Source organism: Bacillus sp. PS196 (genome assembly GCF_037963555.1).
In the GTDB taxonomy this organism is placed as follows: domain Bacteria; phylum Bacillota; class Bacilli; order Bacillales; family Bacillaceae; genus Bacillus; species Bacillus subtilis.
In genome coordinates this window covers 2760261-2777572 of the sequence record NZ_CP150159.1, presented here as the reverse complement: position 1 = coordinate 2777572, position 17312 = coordinate 2760261, and the positions used below count along the sequence as shown (strand labels likewise).

At 43.9% G+C, this 17312-nt stretch carries 20 protein-coding genes and 2 other annotated features; of the genes, 18 read left to right on the top strand and 2 right to left on the bottom strand.

The genetic code is table 11. The annotated features are described in order from the left end of the window. Positions 1 to 16: 16 nt before the first annotated feature. On the bottom strand, positions 17 to 208 hold the full coding sequence (locus NST79_RS14555; RefSeq protein ID WP_003222590.1) for a hypothetical protein: 192 nt from the start codon (positions 206 to 208) through the stop codon (positions 17 to 19). Positions 209 to 373: 165 nt separating this feature from the next. After that, positions 374 to 596: a binding site (T-box leader), on the top strand. 59 nt (positions 597 to 655) lie between these two features. Between NST79_RS14555 and valS the strand changes: the two genes are divergently transcribed. The 16 genes from valS to rpmA all read left to right on the top strand — a co-directional run bounded on the left by valS (position 656) and on the right by rpmA (position 15083). Beyond that, entirely contained in the window at positions 656 to 3298 is a 2643-nt protein-coding gene (gene valS, locus NST79_RS14550) for a valine--tRNA ligase (protein ID WP_004398606.1), read from the top strand. 59 nt (positions 3299 to 3357) lie between these two features. Continuing rightward, positions 3358 to 4650, top strand: a complete 1293-nt coding sequence (locus NST79_RS14545) for a folylpolyglutamate synthase/dihydrofolate synthase family protein (protein WP_003229640.1) — start codon at positions 3358 to 3360, stop codon at positions 4648 to 4650. Between the two features lie 140 nt (positions 4651 to 4790). Then, positions 4791 to 5537 carry an A24 family peptidase gene (locus NST79_RS14540; RefSeq protein WP_212058953.1) on the top strand — a complete coding sequence of 249 codons (747 nt, stop codon included), beginning with the start codon at positions 4791 to 4793 and terminating at the stop codon, positions 5535 to 5537. A gap of 133 nt (positions 5538 to 5670) precedes the next feature. Beyond that, positions 5671 to 6669: an SPOR domain-containing protein gene (gene spoIIB / locus NST79_RS14535; protein ID WP_212058951.1), complete on the top strand. Its 999-nt coding sequence runs from the start codon at positions 5671 to 5673 to the stop codon at positions 6667 to 6669. Between the two features lie 152 nt (positions 6670 to 6821). Continuing rightward, on the top strand, positions 6822 to 7391 hold the full coding sequence (locus NST79_RS14530; protein WP_024572904.1) for a Maf family nucleotide pyrophosphatase: 570 nt from the start codon (positions 6822 to 6824) through the stop codon (positions 7389 to 7391). Between the two features lie 36 nt (positions 7392 to 7427). Further along, positions 7428 to 8123, top strand: a complete 696-nt coding sequence (gene radC, locus NST79_RS14525) for a DNA repair protein RadC (RefSeq protein ID WP_014480455.1) — start codon at positions 7428 to 7430, stop codon at positions 8121 to 8123. 91 nt (positions 8124 to 8214) lie between these two features. Next, entirely contained in the window at positions 8215 to 9228 is a 1014-nt protein-coding gene (gene mreB / locus NST79_RS14520) for a cell shape-determining protein MreB (RefSeq protein ID WP_003229650.1), read from the top strand. 30 nt (positions 9229 to 9258) lie between these two features. Continuing rightward, positions 9259 to 10131: a rod shape-determining protein MreC gene (mreC, locus tag NST79_RS14515; protein ID WP_212058949.1), complete on the top strand. Its 873-nt coding sequence runs from the start codon at positions 9259 to 9261 to the stop codon at positions 10129 to 10131. Beyond that, complete coding sequence (mreD, locus tag NST79_RS14510; RefSeq protein ID WP_004398811.1) at positions 10128 to 10646, top strand: rod shape-determining protein MreD; 519 nt, start codon at positions 10128 to 10130, stop codon at positions 10644 to 10646. Before mreC ends, mreD begins: the two co-directional genes overlap by 4 nt. A gap of 52 nt (positions 10647 to 10698) precedes the next feature. Continuing rightward, a complete protein-coding gene (gene minC / locus NST79_RS14505; RefSeq protein WP_029318187.1) occupies positions 10699 to 11379 on the top strand; it encodes a septum site-determining protein MinC in 681 nt (226 codons plus the stop codon). Between the two features lies 1 nt (position 11380). Continuing rightward, a complete protein-coding gene (gene minD, locus NST79_RS14500; RefSeq protein ID WP_004398624.1) occupies positions 11381 to 12187 on the top strand; it encodes a septum site-determining protein MinD in 807 nt (268 codons plus the stop codon). Positions 12188 to 12336: 149 nt separating this feature from the next. Continuing rightward, positions 12337 to 13131 carry a stage IV sporulation protein SpoIVFA gene (gene spoIVFA / locus NST79_RS14495; RefSeq protein ID WP_004398684.1) on the top strand — a complete coding sequence of 265 codons (795 nt, stop codon included), beginning with the start codon at positions 12337 to 12339 and terminating at the stop codon, positions 13129 to 13131. Further along, positions 13124 to 13990: a stage IV sporulation intramembrane metalloprotease SpoIVFB gene (gene spoIVFB, locus NST79_RS14490; protein ID WP_004398649.1), complete on the top strand. Its 867-nt coding sequence runs from the start codon at positions 13124 to 13126 to the stop codon at positions 13988 to 13990. Before spoIVFA ends, spoIVFB begins: the two co-directional genes overlap by 8 nt. A gap of 57 nt (positions 13991 to 14047) precedes the next feature. After that, positions 14048 to 14123, top strand: a sequence feature (ribosomal protein L21 leader region). Positions 14124 to 14136: 13 nt separating this feature from the next. After that, the gene (gene rplU / locus NST79_RS14485; RefSeq protein ID WP_003229668.1) at positions 14137 to 14445 is read left to right on the top strand and encodes a 50S ribosomal protein L21; all 309 of its coding nucleotides are present in this window, start codon (positions 14137 to 14139) and stop codon (positions 14443 to 14445) included. A gap of 2 nt (positions 14446 to 14447) precedes the next feature. After that, on the top strand, positions 14448 to 14786 hold the full coding sequence (locus NST79_RS14480; protein ID WP_003229669.1) for a ribosomal-processing cysteine protease Prp: 339 nt from the start codon (positions 14448 to 14450) through the stop codon (positions 14784 to 14786). A gap of 12 nt (positions 14787 to 14798) precedes the next feature. Beyond that, a complete protein-coding gene (rpmA, locus tag NST79_RS14475; protein ID WP_003222623.1) occupies positions 14799 to 15083 on the top strand; it encodes a 50S ribosomal protein L27 in 285 nt (94 codons plus the stop codon). 120 nt (positions 15084 to 15203) lie between these two features. Here the strand turns inward: rpmA and NST79_RS14470 are convergent, their stop codons facing one another. After that, a complete protein-coding gene (locus NST79_RS14470; protein WP_003229671.1) occupies positions 15204 to 15326 on the bottom strand; it encodes a hypothetical protein in 123 nt (40 codons plus the stop codon). A gap of 77 nt (positions 15327 to 15403) precedes the next feature. Here NST79_RS14470 and spo0B point away from each other — a divergent pair, with 77 nt between their 5' ends. Continuing rightward, entirely contained in the window at positions 15404 to 15982 is a 579-nt protein-coding gene (gene spo0B, locus NST79_RS14465) for a sporulation initiation phosphotransferase Sop0B (protein WP_004399131.1), read from the top strand. 33 nt (positions 15983 to 16015) lie between these two features. Further along, positions 16016 to 17302, top strand: a complete 1287-nt coding sequence (gene obgE / locus NST79_RS14460) for a GTPase ObgE (RefSeq protein ID WP_003246161.1) — start codon at positions 16016 to 16018, stop codon at positions 17300 to 17302. Positions 17303 to 17312: the final 10 nt, after the last annotated feature.

Genomic DNA, 17312 nt, shown 5'->3' with positions numbered 1-17312 from the left:
GCGCGGACTTGTTTGTTTATATCCATTCTAAATGAAGGGCGCAAGCTAAAAAGATTAGGATTGCGAGCAGCAAAACATCAAAGGTTGTCGGAAAGAAAATGGTTCTGATTCCTTGAAAAATCGTAATGGGAATAATCACTTGTGCGGATACAAGCCGAATTTGCCTTACCCATGGCGGCAGCGAATAAGAGCTGAAACGTTTCTTCACGGTGCATCCTCCTCTACGCATTTACAAGCATCATATGTAAACTTGGGCAATAGGTGCCTGCCCATCTGTATAGAAAGCGGTGTTTTTGGAAAAGATGATTGACGAATCAAAAACACTTTTACTATAATAAAGAACATAAATAATGTATACAATGAGCTGATAAATACACCTGCTTAGAACGGGAAGAGTACAAAAAAGGCGCATGCAGAGAGAGAAGCCGTTTGCTGAAAGGCTTCTTATGTTGTCTGATTGGAAGGTCGCCCGGGAGCATAATTTCTTGAAAGAAGAGTAGAGAAATTCGGGAAACACCCGTTATCCGTTATAAGTGCATGAACTGATAGAGTTCATGAAAAAAGGTGGTACCGCGAAAGAGCTTTTCGTCCTTTTACAGGGATGAAGAGCTCTTTTTTCGTTCTCAGCCATTTTTAAACATGCTGGAGGGTTATGATGGAAACGAATGAACAAACAATGCCGACGAAATATGATCCGGCAGCGGTTGAAAAAGACCGATATGATTTTTGGCTAAAAGGCAAATTTTTTGAAGCGGGCAGTGACCAGACAAAAGAGCCATACTCTGTTGTCATCCCGCCGCCAAACGTAACAGGGAGACTTCACCTTGGCCACGCATGGGACACAACGCTGCAAGACATTGTAACAAGAATGAAACGCATGCAGGGCTATGATGTGCTGTGGCTTCCAGGCATGGACCATGCCGGCATCGCAACACAGGCTAAAGTGGAGGCGAAACTTCGTGAAGAAGGCAAATCCCGCTACGATTTAGGCCGTGAAAAATTCCTCGAAGAAACGTGGAAGTGGAAGGAAGAATATGCTGACTTTATTCGCAGCCAGTGGGCGAAATTAGGTCTTGGCCTAGATTATTCCCGTGAACGTTTTACGCTGGATGAAGGCTTGAGCAAAGCGGTAAGAGAAGTATTCGTTAAGCTTTATGAAAAAGGCCTGATCTACAGAGGCGAATATATTATTAACTGGGACCCAGCGACAAAAACAGCCCTATCCGACATTGAGGTGATTTACAAGGATGTTCAAGGCGCGTTCTATCATATGAGCTATCCGCTTGCTGACGGTTCAGGCTCAATTGAAATTGCGACGACACGTCCTGAAACAATGCTCGGTGATACAGCTGTTGCCGTTCACCCTGAAGACGAGCGCTATAAACACCTTATCGGAAAAACGGTGATCCTGCCGATTGTAAATCGTGAAATTCCGATTGTCGGTGATGACTATGTTGATATGGAATTTGGTTCAGGTGCCGTGAAAATTACGCCTGCTCATGATCCGAACGACTTCGAGCTTGGCAACCGCCACAATTTAGAACGCATCCTTGTCATGAATGAAGATGGCACGATGAATGAAAATGCGCTCCAATATCAAGGTATGGATCGTTTTGAATGCCGCAAAAAGCTCGTGAAAGATTTACAGGAGGCGGGAGTTCTCTTCAAGATCGAGGATCATATGCACTCTGTCGGCCATAGTGAACGAAGCGGGGCTGTTGTGGAGCCTTATCTTTCTACACAATGGTTTGTGCGCATGCAGCCGCTTGCTGATGCAGCGATTGAGCTGCAAAAGAAAGAAGAAAAGGTCAACTTTGTGCCTGACCGTTTCGAAAAAACGTATTTACACTGGATGGAAAATATCCGCGACTGGTGTATCTCCCGTCAATTGTGGTGGGGCCATCGTATTCCTGCCTGGTATCATAAAGAAACAGGCGAGCTATATGTCGGACTTGAAGCGCCGGAAGACAGCGAAAATTGGGAACAGGATACAGACGTACTGGATACATGGTTCAGTTCTGCGCTATGGCCTTTCTCCACAATGGGCTGGCCTGATGTAACGGCTGAAGACTTTAAACGCTACTATCCGACAGATGTTCTCGTGACAGGGTACGATATCATTTTCTTCTGGGTATCACGCATGATTTTCCAAGGCATTGAATTTACAGGCGAGCGCCCGTTCAAAGATGTTTTAATCCACGGCTTAATCCGTGACGAGCAAGGCCGGAAAATGAGTAAATCTCTTGGCAACGGTGTCGACCCGATGGATGTGATTGACAAGTACGGAGCCGATTCTCTGCGTTATTTCCTTGCGACTGGAAGCTCTCCTGGCCAGGATCTGCGCTTCAGCTATGAAAAAGTGGAATCGACCTGGAATTTTGCCAATAAAATTTGGAACGCCTCCCGTTTTGCATTAATGAATATGGATGGCATGACGTACGATGAGCTTGATCTGTCAGGTGAAAAGTCAGTCGCTGACAAGTGGATTTTAACGCGATTAAATGAAACGATCGAGCACGTGACCCAGCTTGCTGACCGATATGAATTTGGTGAAGTAGGACGCCATTTATATAACTTTATTTGGGATGATTTCTGTGATTGGTATATTGAAATGGCGAAGCTTCCGCTTTATGGAGAAGACGAAGCGGCTAAGAAAACTACCCGTTCCATCCTTGCTTACGTACTTGATCAAACGATGCGTCTGCTCCATCCGTTTATGCCATTCTTAACGGAGGAAATTTGGCAGCACCTTCCTCACCAAGGGGAATCGATTACAGTAAGTCAATGGCCTGCAGTAGTGCCGGAGCATACCGATACTGAAGCGGCAGCTGACATGAAGCTTCTTGTTGAGCTGATCCGTTCTGTGCGCAATATCCGCAGTGAAGTCAATACGCCAATGAGCAAGCAGGTTGAACTGTACATTAAAACAAGCACAGACGAAATAGCGTCCCGCCTCGAAGCGAACCGTTCATATGTTGAACGCTTTACGAATCCGAGCGTGCTTAAAATCGGCACCGATATTGAGGCTGTTGATAAGGCGATGACGGCCGTTGTCTCAGGAGCAGAGGTTATTCTTCCGCTTGAAGGCTTAATCAATATTGATGAAGAAATTGCCCGTCTGCAAAAAGAATTTGATAAACTGACAAAAGAAGTTGAGCGTGTCCAAAAGAAACTTGGAAATGAAGGATTTATGAAAAAAGCGCCTGCACACGTAATTGATGAAGAACGTGAAAAAGAAAAAGATTATGTGGCGAAGCGTGACGCTGTTCAAAAACGAATGGCTGAGCTGAAGGGTTAATGAAAAGCCGGGGCGGTTTCTAGAGAAACCGCCTTGTCTTATAAAAGAGGGGATTATCATTGTTTACTGCATATCAAGATGCGCGCAGCTGGATTCACGGGAGGCTGAAATTCGGGGTGAAGCCCGGACTTGGCCGAATGAAACAGCTGATGGCGCGGTTAGGACATCCTGAAAAAAAAATCCGAGCGTTCCACGTCGCAGGAACAAACGGTAAAGGATCAACTGTCGCTTTTATCCGTTCTATGCTGCAGGAAGCCGGATATACGGTTGGAACATTTACATCGCCTTATATTATTACGTTTAATGAACGGATCAGCGTAAACGGGATACCGATTTCAGATGAGGAATGGACAGCACTCGTCAATCAAATGAAACCGCACGTTGAAGCCCTTGATCAAACGGAATACGGACAGCCGACAGAATTTGAAATTATGACGGCCTGTGCATTTTTATATTTTGCAGAATTTCATAAGGTCGATTTTGTTATTTTTGAAACAGGTCTGGGCGGTAGATTCGATTCTACTAATGTGGTTGAACCGCTCTTAACTGTGATTACAAGCATCGGACACGATCATATGAACATTTTGGGAAACACCATTGAAGAAATTGCAGGAGAAAAGGCCGGCATTATTAAAGAAGGTATTCCAATCGTTACAGCAGTTACCCAGCCGGAAGCTTTACAGGTCATCCGCCACGAAGCCGAACGGCATGCTGCGCCGTTCCAGTCATTGCATGATGCATGTGTTATTTTCAATGAAGAGGCTCTGCCTGCAGGAGAACAGTTTTCATTCAAAACGGAAGAGAAATGCTATGAAGATATTCGGACATCTCTGATTGGCACCCATCAAAGACAAAATGCTGCTTTGTCCATTTTGGCTGCGGAGTGGCTCAATAAGGAGAATATCGCCCATATCAGTGACGAAGCGTTAAGGAGCGGGCTTGTGAAGGCTGCTTGGCCGGGACGGTTAGAGCTTGTTCAGGAACATCCTCCGGTATATTTAGACGGTGCGCATAACGAAGAAGGTGTTGAAAAGCTGGCGGAAACGATGAAGCAGCGTTTCGCCAATTCACGCATTTCTGTGGTGTTTAGTGCGTTAAAGGACAAACCGTATCAGAACATGATTAAAAGACTGGAAACCATTGCTCATGCGATTCATTTTGCTTCTTTTGATTTCCCGCGTGCTTCTCTTGCAAAAGATCTCTATGATGCAAGTGAAATCAGCAATAAAAGCTGGAGTGAAGATCCAGACGATGTGATCAAATTCATAGAAAGCAAAAAGGGCTCAAATGAAATTGTGCTGATTACCGGATCTCTTTACTTTATTTCTGACATTCGAAAAAGGTTGAAATAAAAGCATCCGGCTCCGGCAGAATCAAAAAAAAGATTCTGCCGGTTTTTTTATGTGTAAAATTGAATATCTCCAATTGGAGCTCAGGATGCTCATTTTGCTACAATCCATACCAGAACTCAGTGAGTAAAGGTGTGTTGTCTATGCTATCCATTCTTTTTATCTTCGGACTTATCCTTGGTTCTTTTTACTATACGGCCGGGTGCCGTATCCCCTTACATCTATCTATTATTGCGCCCCGTTCATCATGCCCGTTTTGCCGGCGGACATTAACTCCTGCAGAATTAATTCCCATCCTGTCATTCCTATTTCAAAAAGGTAAATGTAAAAGCTGCGGGCATAGGATTTCTTTTATGTATCCCGCAGCAGAGCTTGTGACAGCGTGTTTATTTGCCGCCGCAGGAATACGCTTTGGCACGTCGCTGGAACTGTTTCCCGCTGTGGTGTTTATCTCTCTTCTCATTATTGTTGCAGTGACAGATATTCATTTTATGCTGATTCCAAATCGAATATTGATTTTCTTTCTTCCCTTTTTGGCGGCCGCGAGATTGATTTCTCCGCTTGATTCCTGGTATGCAGGCCTGCTAGGTGCGGCAGCCGGATTTCTATTTCTGGCTGTAATTGCCGCAATCACCCATGGGGGAGTAGGGGGAGGAGATATTAAATTATTTGCGCTGATTGGCTTTGTGCTTGGTGTGAAAATGCTGGCAGCTGCCTTTTTCTTTTCTGTTTTGATAGGTGCATTATATGGAGCGGCAGCTGTTCTGACTGGTAGACTCGCTAAAAGGCAGCCGCTTCCCTTCGCCCCCGCTATAGCCGCAGGGAGCATTTTAGCCTATTTATACGGTGACTCTATCATTTCTTTTTATATCAAAATGGCATTGGGCTGACTGCTGAAAAATTTGACGAACGTTTTTTGGACAAGGCGACAAAAGTCTTGTTCTTTTTTTCTTTGCCTGTGCTAAAGTGTGTAGCATGAAAAGCCGACAAGAACGGTCAAGCAAATGAAGGGAGGAAGCGGAATTGAAAAAAAGAAAGAATAAAAAAAACAGTAAAGCCGCAGAAAAAGCCCTCAAGGTGACGATTAATGGAAAAGAAGAGACGGTTTACGAACAAGAGACGCCTGAGACAGAGGCGAATAAAAGCATGACATTTTCAAATTGGGAGGAAAAAAGACAGGCAGAACAAGAGGTTGCGGCATCCCAGGAACACCCTGATGAAGATGAATTCAATTGGGATTCCGAGGAGGACAAGGTGTTTAAAGAGGACCCTAAAGTTGTTCCTCCTTTTCAAAAGAAAAAAACAAAGCTTTATGCAAAAGGAAAGACCGGGGCTGCCAAACCGGTAAAAAGAGTGGCCGCGACGATTGCCTTCGCGGCTGTCATTGGCACTGGATTAGGGTTATTCGCGTTAAACATATCGGGGAATAAAGAAGCGTCAGCACCGGCCTCTTTAGAGGATTCTTTAGGCAGCCAAACGGCAAAAGCAGGGGATACTTCAACTGAAAAACAAACTTCAGGCGCAGAAAAACAAGCGGCACAAACTGAAGGTACATACAAAACATACGCTGTGCAAGCCGGAAAATTTTCAAATGAAAAGGGCGCCGAAACGTTAACAGAACAATTGACCGAAAAGGGTTATTCCGCTGTGTCACTGTCAAAGGATGACGGGTATACGTATGTCATCGCGGGCTTAGCAAGTGAAAAGGATGTCTCACAGCAGTTAGGACAGGTTTTAATCGACAGTGATTTTGAAGCCTGGGGAGGCAAGGAGCTTTCCTTATCAATAGAGTCAGATATGACAGATACTTTTAAGGAAACAGCGGAGCTTGCAGCAAAGGCGATTCTCGGGGAAGACATTACAAAAGCGAGTGTAGAGAAAATAGAAAAGTCGCTTGGTGAAACAAAAGCGTCAGAAACAGGAGAGAAAAAAGCGATTTTGCAGGCTTTAAAGGAATTAGAGGATCCAAGTGCTGAAGCCGGGTGGAAGGCTCAGCAGGAGCTGTTAGCCGTCGTAAAATAAGAGATAGTGCCCTGAGCCTTCGTCCTTTAGTGACAGGCTTTTTTTATTTTGTCATGAAAAAGTTATTTTTCTGAAATTGTGACAAGCCTCGTGATTTGGTAGGATAAACGAGTATCTTTTTTTCTTAAGCAAACCCTGAAAGGATGACGAACATGACAAAACCGCTAATACTTGCATCACAATCTCCGCGCAGGAAAGAACTCCTCGATCTTCTCCAGCTGCCCTACTCCATTATTGTCAGTGAAGTAGAAGAAAAATTAAATCGAAACTTTTCACCAGAAGAAAACGTCCAATGGTTGGCAAAACAAAAAGCTAAGGCTGTAGCTGATCTCCACCCGCATGCAATCGTTATCGGTGCTGATACAATGGTATGCCTTGACGGCGAATGTCTTGGCAAACCGCAGGATCAAGAAGAAGCTGCTTCTATGCTGCGGAGGCTTTCAGGCCGAAGTCACTCAGTAATAACCGCGGTCAGCATTCAAGCTGAAAATCACAGCGAGACTTTTTATGATAAGACAGAAGTTGTGTTTTGGTCCCTCAGTGAAGAAGAGATTTGGACGTATATTGAAACAAAAGAGCCGATGGATAAAGCAGGTGCATACGGCATCCAAGGAAGAGGCGCGCTTTTTGTAAAGAAAATAGACGGAGATTATTATTCAGTCATGGGCCTTCCTATATCAAAAACAATGAGAGCTCTTCGCCATTTTGATATAAGGGCATGACGGTTCTATAAACGGGAAGGGAAAGAAAAGGAGTGCTTGGTCATACACGATCTGCCATTAAAACTCAAAGATTTCCCAATCAAAGAAAAGCCAAGAGAACGGCTCCTGAAAGTCGGAGCCGAGAACTTAGCGAATCATGAACTTTTGGCTATATTATTGCGGACAGGGACTAAACACGAATCTGTTTTGGACCTGTCAAACCGGCTGCTGCGCTCATTTGACGGGCTGCGTCTGCTCAAGGAAGCATCGGTTGAAGAGCTGTCAAGCATCCCGGGAATCGGTATGGTAAAAGCGATTCAAATACTGGCTGCAGTTGAGCTTGGAAGCCGGATTCATAAATTAGCCAACGAAGAACATTTCGTTATTCGCTCCCCGGAAGACGGCGCTAATCTTGTCATGGAGGATATGCGCTTTTTAACCCAGGAGCATTTTGTCTGTTTATACTTAAATACAAAAAATCAAGTCATCCATAAACGCACCGTATTTATCGGAAGCCTGAATTCATCTATTGTCCACCCGCGAGAGGTGTTTAAAGAAGCGTTTAAACGATCTGCCGCTTCCTTTATCTGTGTTCATAATCACCCTTCTGGAGATCCGACGCCGAGCAGGGAAGATATTGAAGTGACAAGACGGCTGTTTGAATGCGGAAACCTGATTGGCATCGAGCTGCTAGACCATTTGGTGATCGGGGATAAAAAATTTGTGAGTTTAAAGGAAAAAGGATATTTGTAACACTTTTTTTTTCGTCGAATTAAGCTATAATAGAGTTTATGAGTTTTTCCCTTTAGGGTATTTTTGCTTTAAGAAAGGAAGATACATACATATGTTTGGAATTGGTGCTAGAGACCTTGGTATAGATCTTGGAACTGCTAATACGCTTGTTTTTGTAAAAGGAAAAGGAATTGTTGTGAGAGAGCCGTCAGTTGTCGCTTTGCAGACGGATACGAAATCGATTGTCGCTGTTGGAAATGATGCGAAAAATATGATTGGACGGACACCGGGCAACGTGGTGGCTCTTCGCCCGATGAAAGACGGCGTTATCGCTGATTATGAAACAACGGCGACGATGATGAAATATTACATCAATCAAGCCATAAAAAATAAAGGCATGTTTGCCAGAAAACCATATGTAATGGTATGTGTCCCATCAGGCATTACAGCTGTTGAAGAACGCGCTGTTATCGATGCGACAAGACAGGCGGGAGCACGTGACGCGTATCCGATTGAAGAGCCTTTTGCCGCAGCAATCGGAGCCAATCTGCCAGTTTGGGAGCCGACTGGAAGCATGGTTGTTGATATCGGGGGCGGTACGACAGAAGTTGCGATTATTTCCCTCGGAGGCATCGTAACGTCTCAGTCAATCCGTGTAGCCGGTGATGAGATGGACGACGCAATTATCAACTACATCAGAAAAACGTACAACCTGATGATCGGTGACCGTACCGCTGAAGCGATTAAAATGGAAATCGGATCTGCAGAAGCTCCTGAAGAATCCGACAACATGGAAATCCGCGGACGCGATTTGCTGACAGGTCTGCCGAAAACAATTGAAATTACAGGGAAAGAGATTTCTAACGCTCTACGCGATACTGTATCTACAATTGTTGAAGCAGTGAAGAGCACACTCGAAAAAACACCGCCTGAGCTTGCAGCAGATATCATGGACAGAGGTATAGTGTTAACCGGCGGCGGAGCGCTTTTGCGCAATTTGGACAAAGTCATCAGCGAAGAAACAAAAATGCCGGTCCTTATCGCCGAAGACCCGCTTGATTGTGTAGCGATCGGAACAGGGAAAGCACTGGAGCACATCCATCTTTTCAAAGGGAAAACTAGATAATCGGGAGTTCAATAGAAGAGGTGTAACACGATGCCGAATAAGCGGTTAATGCTATTACTTCTGTGTATTATCATATTGGTGGCTATGATTGGATTTTCGCTGAAGGGCGGCCGCAATACCACCTGGCCTGAGAAAGTGATCGGCGATACGACGGGAGTATTTCAAAATATTTTTCATACGCCTGCCGAATTTTTTGCAGGAATATTTGAAAACATCAATGATTTAAAAAACACATACAAAGAAAACGAGCGTCTAAGAGAAAAACTTGACGGACAGACACAATATGAAGCCAAGCTTCAAGAGCTTGAAGAAGAAAACAAATCCTTGCGTGACGAGCTTGGCCATGTCAAATCGATTAAAGATTACAAGCCGATTTTAGCAACGGTCATCGCCAGAAGCCCTGATAATTGGGCGAAACAGGTCACCATTAACAAGGGGACTCAGCAAAACGTAGCGAAAGATATGGCCGTTACAAACGAAAAAGGCGCATTAATCGGCAAGATCAAAAGCTCCGGACTTAACAATTTTACGTCTACTGTTCAGCTTTTAAGCGATACTGACCGCAATAACAGAGTCGCGACAAAAATTTCCGGAAAAAAAGGCAGCAAAGGCTACGGCTTGATCGAAGGATATGACAAAGAGAAAAAACGTCTTAAGATGGCAATTATTGAGCGTAAGGATAAACAAGACGTGAAAAAAGGCGATCTTATTGAAACATCAGGGACAGGCGGTGTTTTCCCAGAAGGGCTGACAATCGGTGAAGTGACTGATATCGAGTCAGATTCCTATGGATTAACGAAGGTTGCTTATGTAAAACCTGCGGCTGACCTTACAGATTTAAATAATGTGATCGTTGTTAACCGTGACGTGCCGACTGTCGATACAGAGGAGGAAGGATCGTGAAACGTTTCCTTCTCCCTTTCGTTATGATGCTTGTTTTTTCTGCGGAAAGCATTTTTACAGATTTGGTGCATTTTCCTTTCGTTACAGATGACCAAGTGCTCGCCCCGCGTTTTTTGATGCTTGTATTGATATTCATGTCGGCTTTTATCAACCAAAAACACGCGATGATTTACGGATTTATTTTTGGTTTTCTATATGACATGAACTATACAAGTCTATTAGGCGTTTACATGTTTGGTTTTGCAGGGCTATGCTATTTGGCTTCAAAAGCGTTTAAAGTGTTGCATACAAACGCATTTGTAGTGATATTGATAGCAGTTCTGGCTGTCTGTCTGCTCGAATTTTACGTATTCGGCATTCAGTCTTTGATTCATAAAGACATTATGACGTTTAACGGATTTGTGCTTGACCGGTTTATACCGACAATTTTATTAAATATTGCAGCAGCTCTTATTCTTGTTCTGCCATTTAGATTGTTTTTTATGAGTCTAAAGAAAGAATTGAGAGATGAGTAAAAAGGATTTTATCTTTTTTTGACGAAATGAGTATGTTGTTGAGGTGAATATTGTGAAGACCAAAAAGCAGCAATATGTAACAATAAAAGGAACAAAGAATGGACTAACATTGCATCTGGATGATGCGTGTTCTTTTGATGAGCTTCTCGATGGTCTTCAGAATATGCTGTCAATTGAACAATATACCGATGGAAAAGGCCAGAAAATCAGCGTTCATGTTAAGCTGGGAAATCGCTTTTTATATAAGGAGCAAGAGGAACAGCTAACCGAATTGATTGCGTCAAAGAAAGATTTGTTTGTTCATTCTATTGACAGTGAAGTCATTACTAAAAAAGAAGCACAGCAGATAAGAGAGGAAGCCGAAATTATTTCTGTTTCAAAAATTGTCCGTTCAGGCCAAGTGCTGCAGGTAAAAGGCGACTTGCTCCTGATCGGTGACGTGAATCCCGGCGGAACAGTCAAGGCCGGAGGGAACATTTTTGTTCTGGGCTCACTGAAGGGAATCGCGCATGCTGGATTTAATGGAAATAATCAAGCGGTCATCGCCGCCTCTGAAATGCTTCCGACACAATTAAGAATCAATCATGTGTTAAATCGCTCCCCAGACCACATTCAAAAAGGGAACGAAATGGAATGTGCTTATTTAGATACAGACGGAAATATGGTCATTGAACGCCTTCAACATTTGGCTCATTTAAGACCTGATCTAACAAGGCTTGAGGGAGGAATGTGAATTGGGTGAGGCTATCGTAATAACTTCGGGAAAAGGCGGAGTAGGTAAGACAACAACATCTGCGAACCTCGGTACCGCCTTAGCCATTTTAGGGAAGCGCGTATGCTTAGTAGATACTGATATAGGACTGCGCAACCTTGATGTTGTAATGGGTCTTGAAAATAGAATTATTTACGATCTGGTAGACGTTGTAGAGGGCAGATGCAAAATGCATCAGGCGCTCGTAAAAGACAAACGTTTCGATGATCTGCTCTATTTAATGCCCGCTGCTCAAACGAGCGATAAGACAGCTGTTGCTCCTGAACAAATTAAAAACATGGTCCAAGAGCTCAAACAGGAATTTGACTATGTCATCATAGACTGTCCTGCCGGAATCGAGCAAGGGTACAAAAATGCCGTTTCCGGAGCTGATAAAGCGATTGTGGTCACTACGCCTGAAATCTCAGCTGTTCGTGATGCTGACCGTATTATAGGACTGCTGGAGCAAGAGGAAAATATTGAACCGCCGCGGCTCGTTGTTAACAGAATCAGAAATCACCTGATGAAAAACGGTGACACGATGGATATCGACGAAATCGTACAGCATCTGTCGATCGATTTGCTCGGAATCGTGGCTGATGATGATGAAGTCATTAAAGCTTCCAATCATGGCGAACCGATTGCGATGGACCCTAAAAACCGCGCTTCCATTGCATATCGCAATATTGCCCGCCGCATCTTAGGTGAATCTGTTCCTTTACAGGTGCTTGAAGAGCAAAACAAAGGAATGATGGCTAAGATTAAGTCATTTTTCGGAGTAAGATCTTAATGTGATAGAATCAAAGAGAAGAATCTGACAAAGCATATGCTGTGTCAGGTTTTTTTTGTTTTTGCCTGCTTTGTTCTTGACTAAACCGAATATTTGCCATGGACAAGACATATGATGTACAAACCCAACGAATGCAAAGGATGATGGCAATGAGTCACAGAGCAGATGAAATCAGAAAACGATTAGAGAAAAGAAGAAAGCAGCTTTCCGGCTCAAAACGTTTCTCTACTCAGACAGTTTCTGAAAAGCAGAAACCCCCGTCCTGGGTGATGGTAACGGATCAGGAAAAGCATGGAACACTTCCGGTCTACGAAGATAACATGCCAACATTCAACGGAAAACACCCATTGGTGAAAACAGATTCAATTATCCTGAAATGTCTTCTGTCGGCCTGCCTTGTTCTCGTTTCAGCTATAGCCTATAAAACAAACATTGGACCCGTCAGTCAGATTAAACCCGCCGTAGCCAAAACCTTTGAAACTGAATTTCAATTTGCTTCAGCAAGCCATTGGTTCGAAACCAAATTCGGAAATCCGCTTGCTTTCCTGGCTCCTGAACACAAAAATAAGGAACAGCAGATTGAAGTAGGCAAAGATCTGATCGCGCCTGCATCCGGGAAAGTACAGCAGGATTTTCAGGACAATGGGGAAGGAATTAAAGTCGAAACAAGCAGTGATAAGATTGATAGCGTAAAAGAAGGCTATGTGGTTGAAGTCAGCAAAGACAGCCAAACGGGACTGACGGTTAAGGTGCAGCATGCTGACAACACCTATAGTATCTATGGCGAGCTCAAAGATGTGGATGTTGCTTTATATGATTTTGTGGATAAAGGCAAAAAGCTCGGTTCGATTAAGCTTGATGATCATAATAAAGGGGTCTATTATTTTGCCATGAAAGACGGCGATAAATTTATTGATCCGATTCAGGTGATTTCATTTGAATAAATGGCTCGACCTTATCTTAAAGATCCATGTGCATCCTTTTCTTTGGATTATTGCGGCGCTGGGCTTGCTCACAGGCCATATGAAAGCATTATTATGTCTGCTCCTGATTGTATTGATTCATGAGCTGGGGCATGCTGCTCTGGCTGTGTTTTTTTCTTGGAGAATCAAGCGTGTTTTTTTGCTGCCGTTTGGGGGAACGGTCGAAGTGGAAGAGCACGGGAATCGGCCGTTAAAGGAAGAGTTTGCGGTCATTATTGCCGGCCCTCTTCAGCACATCTGGCTTCAGTTTGCCGCCTGGATGCTTGCAGAAGTCTCAGTGATTCATCAACATACCTTTGAACTCTTCACCTTTTATAATCTTTCTATCTTATTTGTCAATCTACTGCCGATCTGGCCGCTGGATGGAGGAAAACTGTTATTTTTGTTGTTTTCCAAACAGCTGCCTTTTCAAAAGGCTCACCGGCTTAATCTAAAAACGTCGCTCTGCTTCTGCCTGCTGCTCGGGTGCTGGGTTTTATTCGTGATTCCTCTGCAAATCAGCGCATGGGTTTTGTTTGTCTTTCTGGCTGTTTCCTTGTTTGAGGAATATCGGCAAAGGCACTATATCCATGTGAGATTTCTCCTCGAAAGGTATTACGGAAAAAACAGGGAGCTTGAGAAACTTCTGCCGCTGACAGTAAAGGCGGAGGATAAAGTCTATCATGTGATGGCCGAGTTCAAACGTGGCTGTAAGCATCCGATTATTATAGAAAAATCAGGCCAAAAGCTCAGCCAGCTTGACGAGAATGAAGTGCTGCACGCTTACTTTGCCGATAAGCGGACGAATTCTTCCATGGAGGAACTGCTTCTGCCCTACTAAAACTGATTGACAAACGCCTTGTATTTTGGTATATTTTTTAATGTTATGGATGTAGCACCATTGCTACAACCGCTCAGTACAGGTGTTAAGAGCTTTTACAGCCCCCTGGTATCTGGCGAGTCTTAGTCTAATAGGAGGTGCAGAGAATGTACGCAATCATTAAAACAGGCGGTAAACAAATCAAAGTTGAAGAAGGCCAAACTGTTTACATCGAAAAACTTGCTGCTGAAGCAGGTGAAACAGTTACTTTTGAAGACGTTTTGTTTGTTGGCGGAGACAACGTGAAAGTCGGCAACCCTACAGTTGAAGGCGCAACAGTAACGGCTAAAGTTGAAAAACAAGGCCGCGCGAAAAAAATCACTGTTTTCAGATACAAACCAAAGAAAAACGTTCATAAAAAACAAGGTCATCGTCAGCCTTACACTAAAGTGACGATCGAAAAAATCAACGCGTAAGCATGATTCAGGCAACAATCAGAAGGTCTCATGATAAAGGCATATTGTCTTTTGAAATGACGGGCCATGCGAATTTTGCTGAACATGGACAAGATCTTGTTTGTGCCGGAGTGACAGCCGTTGTGTTTGGGGCCGTTAACGCGGTCATTGTGCTCGCGGGCTTCGAGCCGCTTCTTGATATAGGGGAGGACGGGGGTTATTTTTATTTTGAATTCCCTGAATCTCTTGATCCAGAGGCACGCCAAAAAGCTCAGCTGCTGATTGAAGGCATGATTGTTTCGCTGGAGACAATCGAACGGGATTACAAAGACAACTTGCGTGTGACCACAAACATAATATAGGAGGTGAGCTACATGCTTAGATTAGATCTTCAGTTTTTCGCTTCTAAAAAAGGAGTAGGTTCTACAAAGAACGGACGTGACTCTGAGGCTAAACGTTTAGGTGCTAAACGTGCTGACGGTCAATTCGTAACAGGCGGTTCTATCCTTTACCGTCAACGCGGAACAAAAATTTACCCAGGTGAAAACGTGGGCCGCGGCGGAGATGACACTCTATTTGCGAAAATCGACGGAACTGTTAAATTCGAACGTTTCGGCCGTGACCGCAAAAAAGTGAGCGTATATCCTGTAGCTCAATAATGATTCAAAAAACTCCGGTCGATGATGACTGGAGTTTTTTTTGCAATATGCGGAGTAAACACCTAGAATGAAATGCAGAGTATGTGCGAGCAGACCCCGCCAAGAATGAGAATAAACATCTCAAACCCACTGGATATGTTCCCCAAGCAGTAATACATAAAATGTTCTGCCTGGCTGCAAATCAACCAAAGCCAGAAAAAAGGAACATGATATTTCTGGGAAAAACAATTGTTTTTCTAACAAAGCCTTCTCTGTTATAATTCATAATACACACTTATACAGACTCCTAAATAAGAAATTAAATGATTGGGAGTGCGAAAATGAAGGATGTTTCAAAAAATCAAGAAGAAAATATAAGCGACACGGCATTAACAAACGAACTGATTCATCTGCTTGGCCATTCCCGGCATGATTGGATGAATAAGCTGCAGCTGATTAAAGGAAACTTAAGCTTACAGAAGTATGACCGTGTCTTTGAAATGATTGAAGAAATGGTTATAGACGCAAAGCACGAATCAAAGCTCTCAAACCTGAAAACACCGCATTTGGCGTTTGATTTTCTTACGTTTAATTGGAAAACCCATTATATGACGCTTGAATATGAAGTTCTCGGAGAAATTAAGGATTTGTCGGCTTATGATCAAAAGCTGGCGAAACTGATGAGAAAGCTGTTTCATCTGTTTGATCAAGCAGTCAGCAGAGAGAGTGAAAATCATTTAACGGTTTCGCTTCAAACGGATCATCCTGACAGACAGCTGATTCTGTACCTTGATTTTCACGGCGCCTTTGCCGATCCATCTGCTTTTGATGATATTCGGCAGAATGGATATGAGGACGTTGATATCATGCGTTTTGAAATCACGAGTCACGAATGTCTGATTGAAATTGGGTTGGACTAGCGGAGTTTTTAACGGTTTAGAACGGAGGACATTATGTTTGTAGATCAGGTCAAAGTATATGTAAAAGGCGGCGACGGCGGCAACGGTATGGTTGCGTTTCGCCGTGAAAAATATGTGCCGAAAGGCGGCCCTGCCGGCGGTGACGGAGGAAAGGGAGGAGACGTCGTTTTTGAAGTAGATGAAGGTCTCCGCACCCTGATGGATTTTAGATACAAAAAACACTTTAAAGCGATTCGCGGCGAGCATGGCATGTCCAAAAACCAGCACGGGCGAAATGCTGATGATATGGTCATTAAAGTTCCGCCGGGCACCGTTGTGACAGACGATGATACAAAACAGGTCATTGCTGATTTAACAGAGCACGGACAGCGGGCTGTCATTGCAAGAGGCGGAAGAGGCGGAAGAGGAAATAGCCGCTTTGCTACACCGGCTAATCCCGCGCCTCAGCTTTCAGAAAACGGCGAGCCGGGAAAAGAACGCTACATTGTTCTTGAATTAAAAGTGCTTGCAGATGTCGGACTTGTCGGGTTCCCGAGTGTGGGAAAATCTACTTTGCTGTCTGTTGTCTCATCTGCAAAACCGAAAATTGCGGACTATCACTTTACAACGCTTGTCCCGAATCTCGGCATGGTTGAAACGGATGACGGACGCAGCTTTGTCATGGCTGATTTGCCGGGGCTGATTGAAGGCGCACACCAAGGCGTCGGACTGGGCCACCAGTTTTTGCGCCATATTGAACGGACGAGGGTTATTGTTCATGTCATTGACATGTCAGGCTTAGAAGGCCGTGATCCATATGATGATTATCTTACGATTAACCAGGAGCTGAGCGAGTACAATCTGCGTCTCACTGAGCGTCCGCAAATTATCGTTGCAAATAAAATGGACATGCCGGAGGCTGCGGAAAATCTCGAAGCCTTTAAAGAAAAGCTGACGGATGATTATCCGGTATTCCCGATCAGTGCGGTGACAAGAGAAGGTCTGCGTGAGCTTCTGTTTGAGGTTGCCAATCAGCTTGAGAACACACCGGAATTCCCGCTGTATGACGAGGAAGAGCTTACACAAAACCGTGTCATGTACACGATGGAAAATGAAGAAGTGCCATTTAACATTACACGCGATCCAGACGGTGTATTTGTGCTTTCAGGAGACAGCCTTGAGCGGTTATTCAAGATGACTGATTTCTCACGTGATGAATCGGTTAAACGGTTTGCAAGACAGATGCGCGGAATGGGTGTTGATGAAGCACTCAGAGAACGCGGAGCCAAGGATGGAGATATAATCAGGCTTCTGGAATTTGAATTTGAATTTATTGATTAATGAATGTTGG